Origin of the sequence: Enterobacter cloacae complex sp. 277I4 (genome assembly GCF_050031465.1) — a bacterium.
Lineage (GTDB): Bacteria > Pseudomonadota > Gammaproteobacteria > Enterobacterales > Enterobacteriaceae > Enterobacter > Enterobacter cloacae.
Genome location: NZ_JBLGWC010000001.1, coordinates 2,031,200 through 2,051,548, shown reverse-complemented (window position 1 = coordinate 2,051,548; position 20,349 = coordinate 2,031,200). Strand labels below are relative to the sequence as shown.

At 54.2% G+C, this 20,349-nt stretch carries 18 protein-coding genes; 9 read left to right on the top strand and 9 right to left on the bottom strand.

What is annotated here, in order from left to right:
- The first annotated feature begins 143 nt into the window (after nucleotides 1–143).
- The gene (gene gdhA, locus ACQG19_RS09940; protein ID WP_148791099.1) at nucleotides 144–1,487 is read left to right on the top strand and encodes an NADP-specific glutamate dehydrogenase; all 1,344 of its coding nucleotides are present in this window, start codon (nucleotides 144–146) and stop codon (nucleotides 1,485–1,487) included.
- Between the two features lie 58 nt (nucleotides 1,488–1,545).
- On the opposite strand, the gene ACQG19_RS09935 is transcribed toward gdhA, so the two are convergent.
- The 3 genes from ACQG19_RS09935 to ACQG19_RS09925 all read right to left on the bottom strand — a co-directional run bounded on the left by ACQG19_RS09935 (nucleotide 1,546) and on the right by ACQG19_RS09925 (nucleotide 5,169).
- Nucleotides 1,546–3,453, bottom strand: coding sequence for a DNA topoisomerase III (locus ACQG19_RS09935; RefSeq protein ID WP_023620725.1), 1,908 nt, complete (start codon nucleotides 3,451–3,453; stop codon nucleotides 1,546–1,548).
- Nucleotides 3,454–3,457: 4 nt separating this feature from the next.
- A complete protein-coding gene (gene selD / locus ACQG19_RS09930) occupies nucleotides 3,458–4,501 on the bottom strand; it encodes a selenide, water dikinase SelD (RefSeq protein ID WP_014831513.1) in 1,044 nt (347 codons plus the stop codon).
- A gap of 116 nt (nucleotides 4,502–4,617) precedes the next feature.
- Nucleotides 4,618–5,169 (bottom strand): NAD(P)H nitroreductase, encoded by a 552-nt coding sequence (locus ACQG19_RS09925; protein ID WP_013097046.1) that lies wholly within the window; start codon nucleotides 5,167–5,169, stop codon nucleotides 4,618–4,620.
- A gap of 167 nt (nucleotides 5,170–5,336) precedes the next feature.
- On the opposite strand from ACQG19_RS09925, the gene sppA reads away from it, so the two are divergent.
- From sppA to ACQG19_RS09905, 4 genes are all read left to right on the top strand, one after another.
- On the top strand, nucleotides 5,337–7,193 hold the full coding sequence (sppA, locus tag ACQG19_RS09920) for a signal peptide peptidase SppA (RefSeq protein ID WP_020690337.1): 1,857 nt from the start codon (nucleotides 5,337–5,339) through the stop codon (nucleotides 7,191–7,193).
- Nucleotides 7,194–7,256: 63 nt separating this feature from the next.
- Entirely contained in the window at nucleotides 7,257–8,273 is a 1,017-nt protein-coding gene (ansA, locus tag ACQG19_RS09915; protein ID WP_013097048.1) for an asparaginase, read from the top strand.
- A gap of 9 nt (nucleotides 8,274–8,282) precedes the next feature.
- Nucleotides 8,283–8,924: a bifunctional nicotinamidase/pyrazinamidase gene (gene pncA / locus ACQG19_RS09910; RefSeq protein ID WP_246932025.1), complete on the top strand. Its 642-nt coding sequence runs from the start codon at nucleotides 8,283–8,285 to the stop codon at nucleotides 8,922–8,924.
- Between the two features lie 171 nt (nucleotides 8,925–9,095).
- Nucleotides 9,096–10,352 (top strand): glycoside hydrolase family 18 protein, encoded by a 1,257-nt coding sequence (locus ACQG19_RS09905; protein WP_023620727.1) that lies wholly within the window; start codon nucleotides 9,096–9,098, stop codon nucleotides 10,350–10,352.
- Nucleotides 10,353–10,412: 60 nt separating this feature from the next.
- On the opposite strand, the gene ACQG19_RS09900 is transcribed toward ACQG19_RS09905, so the two are convergent.
- Together ACQG19_RS09900 and msrB are read right to left on the bottom strand one after the other, a co-directional pair.
- The gene (locus tag ACQG19_RS09900) at nucleotides 10,413–10,691 is read right to left on the bottom strand and encodes a YeaC family protein (protein WP_013097051.1); all 279 of its coding nucleotides are present in this window, start codon (nucleotides 10,689–10,691) and stop codon (nucleotides 10,413–10,415) included.
- A gap of 41 nt (nucleotides 10,692–10,732) precedes the next feature.
- Entirely contained in the window at nucleotides 10,733–11,146 is a 414-nt protein-coding gene (gene msrB, locus ACQG19_RS09895; RefSeq protein WP_013097052.1) for a peptide-methionine (R)-S-oxide reductase MsrB, read from the bottom strand.
- Between the two features lie 341 nt (nucleotides 11,147–11,487).
- Here msrB and gapA point away from each other — a divergent pair, with 341 nt between their 5' ends.
- Complete coding sequence (gene gapA, locus ACQG19_RS09890; protein WP_013097053.1) at nucleotides 11,488–12,483, top strand: glyceraldehyde-3-phosphate dehydrogenase; 996 nt, start codon at nucleotides 11,488–11,490, stop codon at nucleotides 12,481–12,483.
- 72 nt (nucleotides 12,484–12,555) lie between these two features.
- On the top strand, nucleotides 12,556–13,440 hold the full coding sequence (locus tag ACQG19_RS09885; protein ID WP_013097054.1) for a D-hexose-6-phosphate mutarotase: 885 nt from the start codon (nucleotides 12,556–12,558) through the stop codon (nucleotides 13,438–13,440).
- Nucleotides 13,441–13,531: 91 nt separating this feature from the next.
- On the opposite strand, the gene ACQG19_RS09880 is transcribed toward ACQG19_RS09885, so the two are convergent.
- Nucleotides 13,532–14,278, bottom strand: coding sequence for a MipA/OmpV family protein (locus tag ACQG19_RS09880; protein ID WP_013097055.1), 747 nt, complete (start codon nucleotides 14,276–14,278; stop codon nucleotides 13,532–13,534).
- A gap of 431 nt (nucleotides 14,279–14,709) precedes the next feature.
- Between ACQG19_RS09880 and yeaG the strand changes: the two genes are divergently transcribed.
- On the top strand, nucleotides 14,710–16,644 hold the full coding sequence (gene yeaG, locus ACQG19_RS09875) for a protein kinase YeaG (RefSeq protein WP_013097060.1): 1,935 nt from the start codon (nucleotides 14,710–14,712) through the stop codon (nucleotides 16,642–16,644).
- Between the two features lie 74 nt (nucleotides 16,645–16,718).
- Nucleotides 16,719–18,002, top strand: coding sequence for a YeaH/YhbH family protein (locus tag ACQG19_RS09870; protein WP_350389308.1), 1,284 nt, complete (start codon nucleotides 16,719–16,721; stop codon nucleotides 18,000–18,002).
- Between the two features lie 299 nt (nucleotides 18,003–18,301).
- Here ACQG19_RS09870 and ACQG19_RS09865 read toward each other — a convergent pair whose 3' ends face one another.
- The 3 genes from ACQG19_RS09865 to ACQG19_RS09855 all read right to left on the bottom strand — a co-directional run bounded on the left by ACQG19_RS09865 (nucleotide 18,302) and on the right by ACQG19_RS09855 (nucleotide 20,314).
- Nucleotides 18,302–18,622, bottom strand: a complete 321-nt coding sequence (locus tag ACQG19_RS09865; RefSeq protein WP_333097958.1) for a hypothetical protein — start codon at nucleotides 18,620–18,622, stop codon at nucleotides 18,302–18,304.
- The gene (locus ACQG19_RS09860; protein ID WP_350389309.1) at nucleotides 18,622–18,861 is read right to left on the bottom strand and encodes a hypothetical protein; all 240 of its coding nucleotides are present in this window, start codon (nucleotides 18,859–18,861) and stop codon (nucleotides 18,622–18,624) included. The genes ACQG19_RS09865 and ACQG19_RS09860 overlap by 1 nt, the downstream gene beginning before the upstream one ends.
- Nucleotides 18,862–18,943: 82 nt before the next feature.
- Entirely contained in the window at nucleotides 18,944–20,314 is a 1,371-nt protein-coding gene (locus ACQG19_RS09855; protein WP_350389310.1) for a phage tail protein, read from the bottom strand.
- Nucleotides 20,315–20,349: the final 35 nt, after the last annotated feature.

Here is a 20,349-nt window from a genome sequence, read left to right as displayed (position 1 = left end):
TTATGACGCCGCACTGGTCATTAATTTCCCTTTCGACATAAATTTCTGCTTGCTTCGCAAAGCGGTACGGGTGGTATAGTCAAAAAAACAACACAAATCGTATAAGACACATACGGAAATTATCATAAGAGGTTCTTATATCTATGGATCAGACACGCACTCTGGAAAGTTTTCTCACCCATGTTCAGCAGCGCGACCCGCATCAGAGCGAGTTTGCGCAGGCCGTACGTGAAGTAATGACCACCCTGTGGCCCTTCCTGGAACAAAACCCACGTTATCGTCAGATGTCTTTGCTTGAGCGCCTCGTCGAACCTGAGCGCGTGATCCAGTTCCGCGTGGCGTGGGTGGACGACCGCAATCAGGTGCAGATGAACCGCGCGTGGCGCGTGCAGTTTAACTCGGCTATCGGGCCGTTTAAGGGCGGGATGCGCTTCCACCCTTCAGTGAACCTGTCGATTTTGAAATTCCTTGGCTTTGAGCAGACCTTTAAAAACGCGCTCACTACCCTGCCGATGGGCGGCGGTAAAGGCGGCAGCGATTTTGACCCGAAAGGCAAAAGCGAAGGCGAAGTAATGCGCTTCTGCCAGGCGCTGATCACCGAGCTTTATCGCCACCTTGGCCCGGACACCGACGTCCCTGCCGGTGATATCGGCGTGGGCGGGCGTGAAGTGGGCTTTATGGCCGGAATGATGAAAAAGCTCTCAAACAACAGCGCCTGCGTCTTTACCGGCAAAGGACTCTCCTTTGGCGGCAGCCTGATCCGCCCGGAAGCGACCGGCTACGGTCTGGTCTATTTCACCGAAGCGATGCTGAAACGCCACGGCTTAGGCTTTGAAGGCATGCGCGTGGCGGTCTCCGGATCCGGCAACGTGGCGCAATATGCCATCGAAAAAGCAATGCAGTTTGGTGCCCGCGTGGTCACCGCGTCTGATTCCAGCGGTACCGTCGTGGATGAAGCCGGCTTCACGGCTGAGAAACTGGCGCGTCTGTGTGAAATTAAAGCCAGCCGCGATGGCCGCGTGGCCGATTATGCCCGCGAGTTTGGTCTGACCTATCTTGAGGGTAAACAACCGTGGGGCGTGCCGGTGGATATCGCCCTGCCATGTGCAACCCAGAACGAACTGGACGTTGAAGCCGCCCGCACCTTAATCAGCAATGGCGTAAAAGCGGTAGCCGAAGGGGCGAATATGCCAACCACCATCGAGGCGACCGATCTGTTCCTGGAAGCAGGCGTACTGTTTGCACCGGGCAAAGCCGCCAACGCCGGCGGCGTGGCAACCTCCGGTCTGGAGATGGCGCAAAACGCCGCGCGTCTGGGCTGGAAAGCGGAGAAAGTGGATGCCCGTCTGCACCACATCATGCTGGATATTCACCACGCCTGCGTAGAGTACGGCGGTGAGGCCTCGCAAACCAACTACGTGCGGGGTGCGAATATCGCCGGGTTCGTGAAGGTGGCGGACGCGATGATTGGGCAGGGTGTGATTTAAGTTTCAACGTGCGGCCGGGTGCCCTCTCCCTTCGGGAGAGGGGAAAAAAACGAGGGTATCAGGCCGCGCTCTTTTTCTTTTTAAACGGTTTCTTCGCACCACCACCCGGTGCCACCATTCCTCTGAACCGCTTCACCGGCGTGCTGCGCGCCTGATCGATCAGCTGGTACAGCGTCCCCACCAGCGGCTGCATAAAGTCCTGATAACGGCACTGTTTCTCGCTGATTTGCGTCAGCACCGATTCCCAGTGCGCCGTCATATCCGGCCTGGCGGCCAGCTCCGGCAGGGAGTGGATTAATGCCCTGCCCGGCTCGGTGGAGTGAATATAGCGCCCTTTTTTCTCCAGGAAGCCGCGTTTGAACAGCAGCTCAATGATCCCCGCGCGGGTCGCTTCGGTTCCCAGCCCGTCAGTGGCGCGCAGGATCTTTTTCAGCTCTTTGTCCTGCACAAAACGGGCAATCCCGGTCATGGCGGAGAGTAGCGTCGCATCGGTGAAATGGCGTGGTGGCTGCGTCTGGCGCTCTACCACTTCCCCTTTCTCACACAGCAGCTCGTCGTCTTTAGCCACCACCGGCAGCGGAGTACCGTCGTTCTCTTCGTCACGCTCTTTGTTGCCAAGCAGCGTACGCCACCCCGCTTCCGCCAGAAAACGCGCTTTGGCAATAAATTTGCCTTTGGCGATCTCCAGCTCAATGACGCACTTGCGGAACACCGCGTCCGGGCAGAACTGCATCAGATACTGACGCGCGATCAGGTTATAGACCTTCGCTTCGTTCTCCGTCAGGTTGACGTTGCTGGCCCGCGCCGTCGGGATGATCGCATGGTGGGCATCGACTTTTTTATCGTCCCAGCAGCGGTTATGGGTATCCGGATTGACGACCGGCTGCGGCAGCAGATCCGGCGCATGCACGCTGATGGCGTTCATCACCGCGTGGCGTCCGGCAAAGTGCTCTTCAGGCAGGTAGCGGCTGTCTGAACGCGGATAGGTGATGAGCTTGTGGGTTTCGTAGAGCTTCTGGCAGATATCCAGCACGTTCTGCGCGCTCAGGCCAAAGCGCTTCGCGGCCTCAATCTGCAGGGCAGAAAGTGAAAACGGCAGCGGTGCGGGTTCGGATTCCCGTTTATCGTTATAGCTGGTGACGATGGCAGGTTGACCGGTGATCCGGTTGACCACGTGCTCCGCCAGCGGACGGTGCAGCAGACGGCCCTCTTCATCCTGATACGATTCGCAGGCATCGCTCGGCTGCCAGACGGCGGTAAAACGCTCCTCTTTCGGGGTGACGATGTGCGCTTTCACTTCGAAAAAATCTTTGGCGACGAAGTTTTCAATTTCTTCATCACGGCGCACCACCAGCCCCAGCACCGGCGTTTGCACGCGGCCTACGGAGAGTACCCCCTGATAGCCGGCATTCCGCCCAAGGATCGTGTAGGCGCGGGTCATGTTGATCCCGTACAGCCAGTCTGCGCGCGCACGGGCCAGCGCGGACACGCACAGCGGGATAAACTCGCTGTTGGCGCGAAGGCGCGAAATCGCCCGCTCCACCGCCTGCGGGTTGAGGTCGTTAATCAGGCAGCGCTGCACCTGCTGGCGTTTTTCCGGCGCCAGCTCCAGATAGTCCAGCACTTCATCCACCAGCAGTTGTCCTTCCCTGTCCGGGTCACCGGCGTGGACAACTTCAGACGCTTCATGCAAAAAGCGCTTAATGACGTTGAGCTGTTTGGTGACGGAGGGGCGCGGTTGCAGGCGCCATTTTTCCGGCACGATAGGCAGATCGTTGAGGTTCCAGCGGGCATAGCGGCTGTCGTAGACGTCTGGCTGTGCCTGCTCAAGCAGGTGACCAATGCACCAGGTGACCACCTGCCCGTTACCGCATTCAATAAAGCCGTCGCCTTTGCGATGCGGCTTCGGCAGCACATCGGCGATGGCACGAGCCAGACTCGGCTTTTCGGCAATAAACAACCGCATCGAATTAACGGATCTCAATCATCGGTCGGCCACCGCGCGCGGTCACCAGTTCGCCGATCGCCGTCAGGGTAATACCAAACTCGGCGGCCGTTGCCTGCACCTCGGCTTCTGACTCCGGCGTGACTGCCAGCAGCAGACCACCCGAGGTTTGCGGATCGCACAGCAGGTTACGCCACTCTTCAGGCATTTCGCCCATCAGATGACCATAGCTGGCAAAGTTACGCTGAGTACCGCCCGGCACGGCGCCCTGGGCAATGTACGCTTCCACGCCTGGCAGCTTCGGCACGTCCTGATACCAGACCTGCGCCTGCACACCCGCGCCCTGACACACTTCAGAGAGATGCCCCAACAGGCCAAAACCGGTGACGTCGGTCATCGCCTTCACGCCGTCGATATTGGCGAAAGCGGCACCGGCCAGGTTCATCTGGCACATCACTTCCGTTGCCAGACCTTTATGCTCGGGTTTCAGCAGGGATTTTTTCTCGGCGGTGGTCAGCACGCCAATGCCCAGCGGCTTGGTAAGGAACAGCTTGCAACCCGCCTGCGCGGTGCTGTTGCGTTTGACGCGCTCGGTAGGCACCACGCCCGTGACCGCCAGACCGAAGATCGGCTCCGGCGCATCAATAGAGTGACCACCGGCCAGGGCAATCCCCGCCTGCTGGCAGGCAAAGCGTCCGCCCTCAATCACCTGGCGGGCTATTTCTGGCGCAAGGGTGTTGATCGGCCAGCCCAGAATCGCAATCGCCATAATCGGTTTACCGCCCATCGCGAAGATATCGCTGATGGCGTTGGTCGCTGCGATGCGCCCGAAATCGAACGGGTTATCGACAATCGGCATAAAGAAGTCAGTGGTACTGATAATGCTGGTGCCGTTACCCAAGTCATAAACCGCTGCATCGTCACGCGTTTCGTTGCCAACAAGCAGGTTCGGGTCGACAAACTTCGCCTGTTCACTGTGCAGGATGGTTTCCAGCACTTTGGGGGAAATTTTACAACCGCAACCGGCTCCGTGGCTGTATTGCGTTAAACGAATGGTTTGCTCGCTCATGGACATCTCCTGTCAATGCAATCGCGCTATGGTAGCGCTCATTCCTTAAAGAGGTAAGTATGACTGTCTGAATTCTGCGGCAGATGCTCAGAATCCAGACAGTTTAGCGCGCGTTATCAGAAACGGCTGACGAAAGGCGTGGTGTCCGGCACGCTAATGGTGCTGGAGGCTTTAAGCTGAGGGGTGCCGAGATAGAGGAAACCGACGATTTTGTCATGCTCGCCGCAGTTGAGTCCGTCGCGCACCGCCGGGCTTTCAGTTAGTGGCCCGGTACGCCAGATACCGTTGAAGCCTTGTGCAACAGCGGCCATCTGCATCGCCATCACCGCGCATCCCGCCGACATCTCCTGCTCCCATACCGGCACTTTATGCTCCGCCTGACACTTCGCCACGACGGCGATAATCATCGGCGCACGGAACGGCGCATTACGGGCTTTATCGATCCCTTTCTCATCCTGACCGGCGGCAACCGCCCCCTGCTCCAGCAGCTGGCTGAAGCGCTCGCGGCCTTCACCTTCAATAATAAAGAAGTGCCACGGCTGAAGTGTGCCGTGATCCGGCGCACGCATACCGGCACGCAGAATGTTCTCCAGCTGCTCACCCGCTGGCGCAGGTTCCGCCAGACGTGACGCGCTACGGCGGTTAACAAGCAGTTCAAGTGCGTCCATTGGTTAACTCCTTTCTTGAAATTTACTCACAAAATTAACACGACGGCAGATTTTGTTACAGCCTGGCAGGCGATTCCTGCTGACAAGTGGCGGTTGGGTCATTACGATAACCCAACATTACCGTCCAGTGGCGACGGAAACAGTCATTTTCTGGTTAGGGAGAATACATGCGAACCCTTTGGCGAATCTTTGCCGGTTTCTTTAAATGGACGTGGCGACTGCTCAATTTCGTCCGCAACCTGGTGATGAACCTCGTTTTCATCCTCCTGGTGCTGGTTTGCGCGGGCATCTGGATGCACATCAGTAACGCAAACCAGTCACAGCATTCGACGCGCGGCGCGCTGCTGCTCGACATCACCGGCGTGATTGTCGATAAGCCTTCCACCAGCAATCGTCTGGGAGTGATTGGTCGTCAGCTGTTCGGCGCTACCTCGGACCGCCTGCAGGAAAACTCCCTGTTCGATATTGTCGATACCATTCGTCAGGCAAAAGATGATCGCAACATTACGGGTATCGTGCTGGATCTGAAAGATTTTGCCGGGGCCGACCAGCCTTCTATGCAGTACATCGGCAAAGCCCTGCGTGAATTCCGTGACAGCGGTAAACCGGTGATCGCAATAGGCGACAGCTACAGCCAGGGGCAATATTATCTGGCGAGCTTTGCCAATAAAATCTGGCTTTCACCTCAGGGTACGGTCGACCTGCACGGCTTTGCCACGAACGGGCTTTACTACAAATCTCTGCTCGACAAGCTGAAGGTCACCACCCACGTGTTCCGCGTCGGTACGTATAAATCTGCCGTTGAGCCATTTATCCGTGATGACATGTCTCCTGCCGCCCGTGAAGCGGACAGCCGCTGGATTGGTGAGCTGTGGCAGAACTACCTGACCACAGTTGCCAGTAACCGCCAGATTACCCCTGCACAGGTCTTCCCTGGTGCTCAGGGCGTGCTGGACGGCTTGCGCAAGGTTGACGGCGATACCGCGAAATATGCGCTTGATAACAAGCTGGTCGATGCCCTGGGAACCAGCGCGGAGATCGAAAAGTCCCTGAGCAAACAGTTCGGCTGGAGCAAAGAGGATAAAAATTACAGCGCGATCAGCATGTACGATTACGCGGCGAAAAAACCGGATGAGAGCGGTGACAGCGTTGCGGTCGTCTTCGCCAATGGCGCAATCATGGACGGTCAGGAGACTCCGGGGAACGTCGGGGGTGATACCACCGCGTCGCAGATCCGTGACGCGCGTCTTGACCCGAAAGTGAAAGCGATTGTGCTGCGTGTGAACAGCCCGGGGGGCAGCGTCAGCGCCTCTGAAGTGATCCGCGCCGAGCTGGCCGCTGCGCGTGCAGCAGGTAAACCGGTGGTGGTTTCCATGGGCGGCATGGCGGCTTCCGGCGGTTACTGGATCTCAACCCCGGCTAACTACATCGTCGCTAACCCAAGCACCCTGACCGGATCAATTGGCATCTTCGGGGTGATCAACACGGTAGAGAACAGCCTGGATTACCTGGGTGTGCATACGGATGGTGTGGCCACTTCACCGCTGGCGGATGTGTCGGTAACCAAATCCCTGCCACCTGAAGTGTCCGAGATGATGCAGCTCAGCATTGAGAATGGCTACAAGCGCTTTATCACGCTGGTCGCTGACTCGCGTAAAAAGACGCCGCAGCAGATCGACGAAATTGCTCAGGGCCACGTCTGGACAGGACAGGATGCGAAGAGCAACGGCCTGGTCGACAGCCTGGGTGACTTTGATGACGCGGTGAAGAAAGCCGCCGAACTGGCGAAGCTCAAACAGTGGCATGTTGAATACTATCAGGATGAGCCGTCGTTCTTCGATATGGTGATGGACAGCATGTCCGTCTCCGTGCGCGCCATGTTGCCGGAAGCGCTGCAGGCTTATCTGCCAGCGCCTGTCGCCACGGCCGCTAAAGCGATGAAAGCGGAAAGCGATAAGCTCGCGGCGTTTAATGATCCACAAAGTCGTTACGCGTTTTGCCTGACCTGCGCAAACGTACGTTAAACCCCGTCCCCTCTTCCGGTGAAGAGGGGATTTTTTTCTTTTGAAGAACAAGAAATCACTACCATGCAGAAGAAATCGATTTATGTAGCCTACACTGGCGGTACCATCGGGATGCAGCGCTCTGAAAACGGCTATATTCCTGTGTCCGGTCATCTTCAACGTCAGCTTGCCCTGATGCCGGAATTCCACCGCCCGGAAATGCCTGACTTTACCATCCACGAGTACGAGCCGCTGATGGACTCCTCCGACATGACGCCGGAAGACTGGCAGCATATCGCGGATGACATCAAAGCCCATTACGACCAGTACGACGGCTTTGTGATCCTGCATGGTACCGACACCATGGCCTTTACCGCCTCGGCGCTCTCCTTCATGCTGGAAAACCTGAGCAAACCGGTGATTGTCACCGGCTCGCAAATTCCGCTGGCGGAACTGCGCTCGGATGGACAGATTAACCTGCTTAACTCTCTCTATGTGGCGGCGAACTACCCGATTAACGAGGTCTCGCTGTTCTTCAACAACCGTCTGTATCGTGGCAACCGTACCACCAAAGCGCACGCCGATGGGTTTGACGCCTTCGCCTCTCCAAACCTGCAACCGCTGCTGGAAGCGGGTATTCATATTCGTCGTCTGGGCACGCCGCCTGCGCCGACCACCTCAGGCGAGCTGATCGTTCACCCGATCACTCCGCAGCCGATCGGTGTGGTAACCATTTATCCGGGCATCTCTGCTGATGTGGTGCGTAACTTCCTGCGCCAGCCGGTAAAAGCGCTGATTTTGCGCTCCTACGGTGTGGGTAACGCGCCGCAGAACAGTGAATTCCTGAAAGAGCTGCAGGAAGCGAGCGAGCGCGGGATTGTGGTGGTTAACCTGACGCAATGTATGTCCGGCAAGGTCAATATGGGCGGCTATGCCACCGGTAACGCTCTGGCGCATGCGGGGGTGATCAGCGGATTCGATATGACCGTCGAGGCCACACTGACTAAACTTCATTATTTACTGAGTCAGGATCTGGACATCCAGTCCATTCGCAGCGCCATGATGCAAAACCTGCGCGGCGAACTGACCCCGGACGAATAAGGAGGCCTCATGAAGCAACGCGCCCTGTTACTGGTCGATTTGCAAAATGATTTCTGCGCGGGCGGCGCACTGGCCGTCGCAGAAGGTGACAGCACGGTCGACGTGGCCAATACCCTGATTGACTGGTGTAAATTGCGCGGTGAAGCCGTTGTCGCAAGCCAGGACTGGCATCCGGCCAACCATGGCAGTTTTGCCAGCCAGCACGGCGTTGAACCCTTCAGCCAGGGTGAGCTCGACGGTCTGGCGCAAACCTTCTGGCCCGATCACTGCGTGCAGCAAACGGAAGGCGCCGCGCTACATCCGCTGCTGAATCAGAAAGCCATCGACGCGGTGTTTCATAAAGGCGAAAACCCGGCTATTGACAGCTACAGCGCCTTTTTCGATAACGGACATCGTCAGAAAACGGCGCTGGACGCGTGGTTACGTCACCACGAAATCACCGAGCTGATTGTGCTGGGTCTGGCAACCGATTACTGCGTGAAGTTTAGCGTGCTGGACGCGCTCCAGTTGGGTTATACGGTCAGCGTCATCACCGACGGCTGTCGCGGGGTGAACATTCAACCGCAGGACAGCGCGCAGGCGTTTATGGATATGGCCGCTGAAGGCGCGACGCTGTATATGCTGGCAGACTGGCTGGAGACGCAGGCGTAGTCTTTTATGCCGGGGGGTGGTTTCGCCTTACCCGGCATTTCCACTCCGATCCCCATAAAGTGAACTCCCTCGCATCACCAGCGAAGCGGCAATGCTATGCTTTTCAGGCTGTTTTTTCGCCACGCTTTTTCTGTGGCGTGGTTATTTTTATTCTGTCAAAGAGGAACACCTATGAAACGTTTGCCATTGCTGGCAGCTTTACCCTTGCTTTGCGCGTCAGTTGCTTACGCCGCTCCCCTGATGTCCGTGGGCTACTTTAACGGCGGTGGTGATGTTACTGCCGGACCCGGTGGCGATATCAATACGCTTGATGTCCGCCAGATCACCCACCTGAACTATTCGTTTGGCCTTATCTACAATAACGAAAAAGACGAAACCAACGCCGCACTGAAAGATCCGGCGAAGCTGCATCAGATCTGGTTATCTCCGAAAGTGGCGTCCGACCTGGCGCTTATCCCACAGCTTCGTAAACAAAACCCGAATTTAAACGTTCTGCTTTCCGTCGGCGGCTGGGGTGCCCGCGGTTTCTCTGGCGCAGCAGCCACCAAAGAGAGCCGCGCGGTGTTTATCCGCTCGGCGCAGGAGATTGTTGAGAAATACGGTCTGGACGGGATCGACCTTGACTGGGAGTACCCGGTAAACGGCGCATGGGGGCTGGTCGCAAGCACGCCTGCAGACCGGGATAACTTCACCTTCCTGCTGAAAGAGCTGCGTGCCGCCTTCGGGCAGAAAAAACTGGTCACGATTGCGGTTGGGGCCAATGCGGAAAGTCCGAAAAGCTGGGTCGATGTGAAAGCCATTGCTCCCCTTCTCGACTATATCAACCTGATGACCTACGACATGGCGTACGGCACTCAGTATTTTAACGCGAACCTGTATGACTCCAGCGCCTGGCCGACCGTGGCGGCAGCAGATAAATACAGCGTTGATTTTGTGGTGAACAATTATCTGGCCGCGGGGCTGAAGCCACAGCAGATGAACCTTGGGATTGGTTTCTATGGGCGCGTGCCAAAACGCGCTGTGGAACCGGGCATTGACTGGAGCAAGCCCGATGCGCAAAACAATCCGGTGACACAGCCTTATTTCGGCCCTCAGGAGATCGGGTTGTTCCGATCACTTGGTTATGACCTGACCAAAGATACCTACGTGAAGTACAACGATATCGTGAAGAAACTGCTAAACGACCCGCAAAAGCGCTTTACTGAACACTGGGACGACCAGGCCAAAGTGCCGTGGCTTTCCGTGAAGGGCGCCGACGGGAAGGATCTGTTTGCCCTCTCGTATGAGAATCCACGTTCCGTCGCTATCAAAGCGGACTATATCAAAGAGAAAGGTCTGGCAGGCGCAATGTTCTGGGAGTATGGGGCGGATGATAATAACCAGTTAGCGAAGCAGCTGGCAGAGTCGCTCGGGATCCCGCATAAGTAGTGAGGCAATCAAACCCTCTCCCACAAGGAGAGGGTTGAGTGAGGGCATCAACCCGCACTGTTATTGTATTTTCATCGTCGCAATCGGCTTTGGCGTGATACCAAACTCTTCCTTCAGTTCACGCTTGCTCTTCATCACCATCTGGCCGTTGGTATCGATTGTCATGTGCTGCGCATCGGTGTTGTTGCGCGCCTGCCACAGCATGACCAGCTGCAAGCTGTTCTCTTTTTGCTCCGGGGTTAAGGCAACGCCATCAGGCCATTTCCCCAGCTCAACGGCGGTGACCAGACGCTGATAAACTTCCGGCGTCATACCGTTAATCATGTCATCAATATTCACGATCTCTCCCTTTCAAAGGAATAATTTGCTGAATCGTTTTTTCAACCTTTAATCTGGTCGCCGTTTTCATCGTCGCTGAAGCTCAGAGAAGCTGAGTTTACGCAGAAACGCTCGCCCGTTGGCTGAGGGCCATCCGGGAAGACATGTCCCAGGTGCGCATCGCAGTTGCCGCAGCGAATTTCGGTACGCACCATCCCATGCGACGAGTCAGTTAAGTAGCGGATCGCGTCATCGCTCACCGGCTCGTAAAAGCTCGGCCAGCCGCAGCCAGAATCGTATTTCGTTTGTGAATTGAACAGGGGGGCGTCACAGACCAGGCAATGGTATACGCCATCGCGTTTGTTATGCAGTAAACGCCCGGTAAATGGCGGCTCCGTGCCGTGATTCTGCGTCACGTAAAACTGCATTTCTGTGAGGTTTTTTTTCAAATCGTCAGGGTTACGTTGGTTCGACATATGCTTACATCTCGCTGTAGAAACAGACACCTTTTAACCCGGATTCTAACAAAACATTAACACCCTTGCGTGCACTTTTGATCTAAACTTATGTGTCGCGAAAAGGCGGTCAGGCAATTGTGATCATGCTCACATATTTATCCTGCGAGGCCTTTAAAATTCCGGGCGCAGCCCCCATGTGGTTGCTAGCTCAAAGGGAAAGTGAGGCGAGTCAGTCGCACAAACGTTAGTCACAGGATTGATTTGTCGCAATGATTGACACGATTCCGCTTGACGCTGCGTAAGGTTTTTGTAATTTTACAGGCAACCTTTTATTCACTAACAAATAGCTGGTGGAATATATGACTATCAAAGTAGGTATCAACGGTTTTGGCCGTATCGGCCGTATTGTTTTCCGTGCTGCTCAGAAACGTTCTGACATCGAAATCGTTGGTATCAACGATCTCCTGGACGCTGAATACATGGCGTACATGCTGAAGTACGACTCAACTCACGGTCGTTTCGACGGCACCGTTGAAGTGAAAGACGGCCACCTGGTTGTTAATGGCAAAACCATCCGCGTTACTGCTGAGAAAGACCCAGCTAACCTGAAATGGAACGAAATCGGTGTTGACGTTGTTGCTGAAGCAACCGGTATCTTCCTGACCGACGAAACTGCGCGTAAACACATCACCGCGGGTGCGAAAAAAGTTGTTCTGACTGGTCCTTCCAAAGACAACACCCCAATGTTCGTTCGTGGTGCTAACTTCGAAACTTACGCTGGCCAGGATATCGTTTCTAACGCATCCTGCACCACCAACTGCCTGGCACCGCTGGCAAAAGTTATCAACGACAACTTCGGCATCATCGAAGGTCTGATGACTACCGTTCACGCGACCACCGCTACTCAGAAAACCGTTGATGGCCCGTCTCACAAAGACTGGCGTGGCGGCCGTGGCGCGGCTCAGAACATCATCCCATCCTCTACCGGTGCTGCTAAAGCGGTAGGTAAAGTACTGCCAGAACTGAATGGCAAACTGACTGGTATGGCGTTCCGCGTTCCAACTCCTAACGTATCCGTTGTTGACCTGACCGTTCGTCTGGAAAAAGCTGCTTCTTACGAAGACATTAAGAAAGCAATCAAAGCTGCTTCCGAAGGCCCAATGAAAGGCGTTCTGGGTTACACCGAAGACGACGTTGTATCTACCGATTTCAACGGCGAAGTATGCACTTCCGTGTTCGATGCTAAAGCAGGTATCGCACTGAACGACAACTTCGTGAAACTGGTTTCCTGGTACGACAACGAAACTGGCTACTCTAACAAAGTACTGGACCTGATCGCTCACATCTCCAAATAAACTGGAATGAGTGCTTGATCCAAAAAGGCGACTTCGGTCGCCTTTTTTATTTATAAGACAGAGGATTGCTTAATGATTAATAAAATTTTTGCACTTCCGGTAGTCGAACAACTTACCCCTGTGCTCTCCCGTCGCCAGATTGATGGCGCTGATGTTATCGTCGTTGACCACCCGCGAGTGAAAGCCTCCGTTGCGCTGAACGGCGCCCACCTGCTCTCCTGGAAACCGGAAGGTGAAACGGAAGTGCTGTGGCTGAGCGATGCGACCTCTTTCAAAAAAGGAGCGGCGATCCGCGGCGGCGTGCCTGTCTGCTGGCCATGGTTTGGCCCGTCAGCGCAGCAGGGACTGCCTTCTCATGGTTTTGCCCGCAACCAGCAGTGGACCCTGAAAGCGCATAACGAAGATGATAACGGTGCCGTGCTGACCTTTGAGCTTCAGGCCAATGACGAGACCCGTGCGCTGTGGCCGCACGAGTTTACCCTGTACGCCCGCTTCAAGCTGGGTAAAACCTGCGAGATTGAGCTGGAAGCGCACGGCGAGTTTGAAACGACCTCTGCCTTGCACACCTACTTCAACGTGGGTGATATCAGCGCGGTAAAAGTGAGCGGCCTTGGCGATACCTATATCGACAAAGTGGACAATGCAAAAGAAGGGAAACTCAGCGACGGCGTGCAGACCTTCCCTGACCGTACCGACCGCGTTTACCTGCATCCGGAAGCGTGCAACGTGATCCACGACAGTGCCCTCAACCGTGGCATCGAAGTGATTCACCATCATCACAGCAACGTGGTGGGCTGGAACCCAGGTCCGGCACTCTCAGTGAGCATGGCCGACGTGCCCGATGACGGTTACAAAACGTTTGTCTGCGTTGAAACGGCCTGCGTCACTACGGCGCAAAAAGCCAGCGAAGAAAAACCGTCTCGCTTAGGGCAAACTATTCGCATTGTGAAGCGCTAAGACGCGGTATTATTTTGACCGCACCAGCACAATGCAAACGGGGCGCAAGCGCCCCGTTATAATGCAAAGATTGCACTGTTTTAATGCGCAATCAGAACTTGTAGGTCACACCGACAGAGAAAATACCCGCCCAGGACTTGTCGACCATTGGGCTGTCTTTCACTTCGTCGCTCAGACGCTCGTAACGGCCAGTACCGTATACGTTCCAGTCACCCAGGAAGTTGTAGCTCGCGGTCAGCTCCAGGTACGGATCCCAGCCATCATCTGCGCTGTAGCTCTTCAGACCGCTACGACGGGACTCATTCTTAGAGACACCATAGTAGTAGTCGTTGTAGTTCTCACTGTTGTACTGCACACCAATACCTGGCGTCAGTGTTAACGCACCGTTCGTGTAGCGATAGAGCCAGGCCAGATCCCAGATAAAGCCGTTGCTGTTATCCAGCGTGTCTCCCGCCAGCGCGGTACGCAGGAAGCCATACTCGGTGTTATGCACATAAGAGAGACCCGCCATCATGGTGCTCTTACGCTTGTCGAGTCGACGCAGGGCGTGGCTGTCGCTGTCGCCCGGTTTGAAGTGCGTCGGATCGTAGTAGGCCATAATGGAGAGCTTATCGGCCGTATCGTTCCACAGATAGTAGCCGCCGCCCAGTCCACGGAACCAGAAGTTATCGCCTTCATAGGTGACAACCGGAACGGGATAAACATCACGATCATACTGTTTATACGGGCTGTTAATGACGCCAACGCCCGCACCTACCGTCCACTGGCTTTCCGCCTGTGCGGTGCTAACTGCGGTCGCGGCGAGTACGCCCAATGCCAGAAGTTTGAGTTTGGTCACAATCCATTCTTTCCTGTAGTCAAATAATCAGCGGGAGAAGTTTAACCGCCAGACCCGTACTTCCCCAAATTTTTTGCCTGCTAATCAGTTTGATTAACCCGTTATTTTTCATTTTTCAGATGACAGGCCGTTTTCACTTCTGTGACCGCAGGGTGAAAAATGCCCGTATGACATATAACGGCAATGGATATTTTTGGATGAGTTATTGATATGTCATTGAAATTAGATTTTATCAGCATGCAAGTTTTGCAAATGCCATCTACGCTTTAATTTAAGAAGAGTTTTCCTGCACGCCCCGCGGTTCTTAGCGTCTGACCTGGCACACAGGTTGCTGCTCTGGCAGTGAGGTGCGAGAGATTCTCTTCCGGGAGCCTCCACTACTCATACGAACGGCTCTTATCCTGTGCTAAAAAACGAAAGGACGGCATGCCATGAATATATTCGATCACTATCGCCAGCGCTATGAAGCTGCCAAGGACGAAGAGTTCACACTGCAGGAGTTTCTTACCATCTGTCGGCAAGATCGCAGTGCCTATGCCAACGCGGCAGAACGGCTATTGATGGCTATTGGTGAGCCAAACATGGTTGATACTGCCCAGGAACCACGGCTTTCCCGTCTCTTTTCGAATCGGGTGGTCGCCCGATACCCGGCGTTTGAAGAGTTCTATGGCATGGAAGATGCCATCGAGCAAATCGTCTCATACCTGAAGCATGCTGCTCAGGGTCTGGAAGAGAAGAAACAGATCCTCTATTTACTCGGCCCGGTGGGTGGCGGTAAATCGTCGCTGGCTGAACGGCTGAAATCGCTGATGCAGCGCGTGCCTATCTATGTGCTGAGCGCCAACGGTGAACGCAGCCCGGTGAACGACCATCCGCTGTGCCTGTTTAACCCGCAGGAAGATGCGCAAATTCTGGATAAAGAGTACGGCATTCCGCGTCGTTATCTCGGCACCATCATGTCGCCGTGGGCGGCGAAACGCCTGCATGAGTTTGGTGGCGATATCACCAAATTCCGCGTCGTGAAAGTGTGGCCATCCATTCTGGAGCAGATCGCCATCGCCAAAACGGAACCGGGTGATGAGAACAACCAGGACATCTCGGCGCTGGTCGGTAAAGTCGATATCCGTAAGCTGGAAAATTACGCCCAGAATGACCCGGATGCCTACGGCTACTCCGGCGCACTGTGCCGGGCAAACCAGGGCATTATGGAATTCGTCGAGATGTTTAAAGCACCCATTAAAGTGCTACATCCACTGCTGACGGCCACCCAGGAGGGGAACTACAACGGGACGGAAGGTATCTCTGCCCTGCCGTTCAACGGCATAATCCTGGCGCACTCGAACGAATCAGAGTGGGTCTCCTTCCGAAATAACAAAAACAATGAGGCGTTCCTTGACCGTGTGTACATCGTTAAAGTGCCTTATTGCCTGCGGATCTCCGAAGAGATCAAAATTTACGAAAAACTGCTTAACCACAGTGAGCTGATGCATGCCCCATGCGCACCGGGCACGCTGGAAACGCTGTCGCGCTTCTCCATCCTGTCGCGTCTGAAAGAGCCGGAAAACTCCAGCATCTACTCCAAAATGCGCGTTTATGACGGGGAAAGTCTGAAAGATACCGACCCGAAAGCGAAGTCGTATCAGGAGTACCGCGATTACGCGGGTGTCGACGAGGGCATGAACGGTCTGTCCACGCGTTTCGCGTTTAAGATCCTCTCCCGCGTGTTTAACTTCGACCATGCGGAAGTGGCGGCCAACCCGGTCCACCTGTTCTATGTGCTGGAGCAGCAGATTGAACGCGAGCAGTTCCCACAGGAGCAGGCGGAACGTTACCTTGAGTTCCTGAAAGGTTATCTGATCCCGAAATATGCCGAGTTTATTGGCAAAGAGATCCAGACGGCCTACCTGGAATCCTATTCAGAATACGGCCAGAACATCTTTGACCGTTACGTCACCTATGCTGACTTCTGGATCCAGGATCAGGAGTACCGCGACCCGGATACCGGACAGCTGTTTGATCGTGAATCCCTGAACGCGGAGCTGGAAAAAATAGAGAAGCCTGCCGGGATCAGCAACCCGAAAGACTTCCGTAACGAGATTGTGAACTTCGTACTGCGTGCCAGAGCGCATAACAACGGTCGTAATCCGAACTGGACCAGCTACGAGAAACTGCGCACGGTCATCGAGAAGAAAATGTTCTCTAACACCGAGGAGCTGTTACCCGTCATTTCGTTTAACACCAAAACCTCAACTGACGAGCAGAAAAAACACGACGATTTTGTCGACCGTATGATGGAAAAAGGCTACACCCGCAAACAGGTTCGTTTGCTGTGCGAATGGTATCTGCGCGTACGGAAATCGTCTTAAAACAAGTGCCCGGTAGCGTTTAACGCTCACCGGGCCGACAAAATGCAAGTTGGCAAATGCAGTACGGGGGGTATATGACCTGGTTTATTGACCGGCGTCTGAACGGCAAAAACAAGAGCATGGTGAATCGCCAGCGCTTCTTGCGCCGTTACAAAGCGCAAATTAAACAGTCGATCTCCGAGGCCATCAACAAACGCTCGGTAACCGACGTCGACAGCGGCGAGTCTGTCTCCATCCCCACCGATGACATCAGCGAACCGATGTTTCATCAGGGGCGTGGCGGCCTGCGCCATCGCGTACACCCAGGTAATGACCACTTCGTTCAGAACGACAGAATCGAGCGCCCACAAGGAGGCGGCGGCGGTTCTGGAAGCGGTCAAGGACAGGCCAGCCAGGATGGTGAAGGTCAGGATGAATTCGTCTTTCAGATCTCAAAAGATGAGTATCTCGACCTGCTCTTTGAGGATCTGGCGCTGCCTAATCTGAAAAAGAACCAGCACCGTCAGCTTAACGAATACAAAACCCATCGCGCGGGTTATACCGCGAACGGCGTACCGGCCAATATCAGCGTCGTTCGTTCGCTGCAGAACTCGCTGGCGCGGCGCACGGCCATGACGGCCGGTAAACGGCGGGAGCTGCGCGAACTGGAAAGCAGCCTGAAGGTGGTAGAAAACACAGAACCGGCGCAACTGCTGGAAGAGGAGCGCCTGCGTAAAGAGATTGCCGAGCTGAGGGCGAAGATTGAGCGGGTACCGTTTATTGATACCTTCGACCTGCGCTATAAAAACTACGAAAAACGGCCGGAGCCTTCGAGCCAGGCTGTCATGTTCTGTCTGATGGACGTCTCCGGTTCAATGGACCAGGCCACTAAGGATATGGCGAAGCGTTTTTACATTCTGCTCTATCTGTTCCTGAGCAGAACCTATAAGAACGTGGAAGTGGTTTATATCCGCCACCACACCCAGGCCAAAGAGGTGGATGAACATGAGTTCTTCTACTCGCAGGAGACCGGCGGCACCATCGTATCGAGCGCCCTGAAGCTGATGGATGAGGTGGTGAAAGAGCGTTACGATCCGGCTCAGTGGAACATCTATGCTGCGCAGGCGTCGGATGGCGACAACTGGGCGGATGATTCGCCGCTGTGTCACGACATTCTGGCGAAGAAAATTTTGCCGGTGGTGCGTTACTACAGCTATATCGAAATCACGCGTCGTGCTCACCAGACGCTGTGGCGTGAATATGAACATCTGCAATCGATGTTCGAAAATTTCGCCATGCAACACATCCGTGACCAGGATGATATCTATCCGGTGTTCCGGGAGCTGTTCCACAAGCAAAGCACATCTACTGCAAGTTAAATCATTAAAATCAGCCAGTTACATACATTTTACTGGCTGATTTATTTGCGTTTTAACGCTCAACTTTCATCATGTTTATCATCCACTTAGATTTTATTTTGGGGAAGGCTTTTTAGTGAGAAATAGCTATACGAGATACCCTGTTTTTTAGTGTGCCCGTCATGGGGTGTCGGGGGTCGGAGGTTCAAATCCTCTCGTGCCGACCAAAAACACATTGAAAACCAGCCGCTTATGGCTGGTTTTCTTATGCGCGAAAGCAAACGTGGTGAAACTATGGTGAAATGATGGTGAAAAGTTTATTAAATTGCCGGACAATCATCATCTTTAACGCGGTTGATGAAGAACGTCGCTACTCCCAGCACCTCCACTTCGGCAAGCGCTGCCCCTTCTATGGCCTCCCCATCATCCGTAATGAGCGCTTTACCCATCAGCTTTGCAAACTGCGTGCGTCCATCGCTCAGAATCAGAAGAACATCCCCCTCACAGGTTTTCACGCACGGTTCGATAACCGCAAAACCAATATCTGTCTCCAGCACTTTGCTATCCGCTCCAATGTTACACAGCACAACAGGTGAGAGCTGTTGCTCAACGTAATCTGACGCCGGTGAAGGAAAGCCCATCAGTGCACCCTCCCCATGTTACGCAGGATCCAGTACCTGTTGTCGCTACCGTCTGTCGTTTTATCAGCGAAGCCTGGCTGATTGCGCTCTATCCATGCATTGGCGTCGGCTCGGGTGAAGTGCCAGTTAAAACCACGCAACTTTTCGATAAAGCTGTCTGTTCTCAGGTAGCGGTAGCCCTTTGGGTTAAGCTCTATGGCCGCAACAAACGCGGCATGAATATCTGAAATTCGGGGCATAATCTGCACTCCCTTTATTACTGTGTTTATATACAGTATTTTCAAATGGAATGCAGATCAATTTGGGTTCGCCTATTAATTTTTAAGGCTGAATGTCTTCAGGCTGCTCTGTCAGTTCAAGAGAGGCTTCGGAAGCTCTTGTTTTCCAGATGCTATCCTCTGGCATATCGAGGCGAACGTCGATCCAGCTGTTGGCCGGAACATCCATAGGAGCCCCTTTCGTTTTAACGATCTCTCCTTCATCGTTGAGCATGTATTTTCGCTTAAACAAGCGCACCGTAAGACCACCGCTTTCAGTTTGCTCAGCTTCAACAACACCAAGCTCCCCCATTCCACCAGGATCCATAGGCGGCAAAAGCTGCCATCCAGAAGAAGCCAGACCAGCTGACCCCGTTAACAAATAGACACCAACATCCAGGCGGCTTAGTTGAATACCCTCTGCTTCCTCGTTAGCAGTACCGCATCCACACCATGAAAAACCATCTTCATAAAGATCGGTTCGCTGGTTCGTCTCTTTCGACTGAACAATACGAGCCACTGGAGATGCTGCTTTAAGTGTACCGTCGCTGGCTTTTGTCGTGTTATACGTGGTGTAAAATTCCTGCCACCCCGGAGTGGCCACATTTTCTGCCTGCGTTCGGTACCAGATACGCCCACCTTTAGCCAACCCAAGACCTGTCGCGTATATCTGCGTAATCGAATTCTTTCCGCCACGCATTCTGAAAAACTGGCCATACTTTGATGCGTCGGTCGGAAAATTCCCCGTTGTATCAGCTGTTGTCTGCCAAAGTCCCGTGGGCTCAGAAAAATAGTCAATACCGGATGAAACAGGTGTTCCTGAAGCTGTATTTCCCTCCCCGATTCCGAACCCACCTACTACCAGCAATCGTCCTGCAGTAGAATCGGTAACTGATGTCTGAAACGTCGCCGTTGCACCACTTCCCAAACCGAGGTTTGTGCGAGCGTCAGCAGCATTCTTTGCACCTGTTCCACCCTGACTGATACCAAGTGCGGTAGTCAGGCCGCTCAGGCTGGTAATGTCACTGTTAGCACCTTTCTTGGCCAGTGATTTTTGACCTGGTACGGTAACGGCAGTGCCATTGATAGTGATGGTGACATCAGATGTCCCGTTCATCACATCAGCAAAGCCGCTCATGTAGCGTTGATACATTGTGAAGGTTTCAGCGATGTCCTGCGCAAGACCATCCACACTCAAACTGTCGCTCAGAAGAATGGCATATTTGGTTCCCGCAGGGATAGCAGGGTTAGCAGCTGGCGTAATGGTGAGAGAGGTTGCGCCGCCGATGGCGGTAATCTGAAAAACCTGCACTGGACTGGTCATTGCAATAACGGTGCAGCCGTTGCGGATCAGAGAACCTGCGGCGGTAAAATTAGTACCTGTGCCGGTGACATTGTTACCACTAATAGCAATGGTGCCTGTTGTGTAAATCATATTATCTCCAGGTAATAAAAAACCCCGCCGGAGCG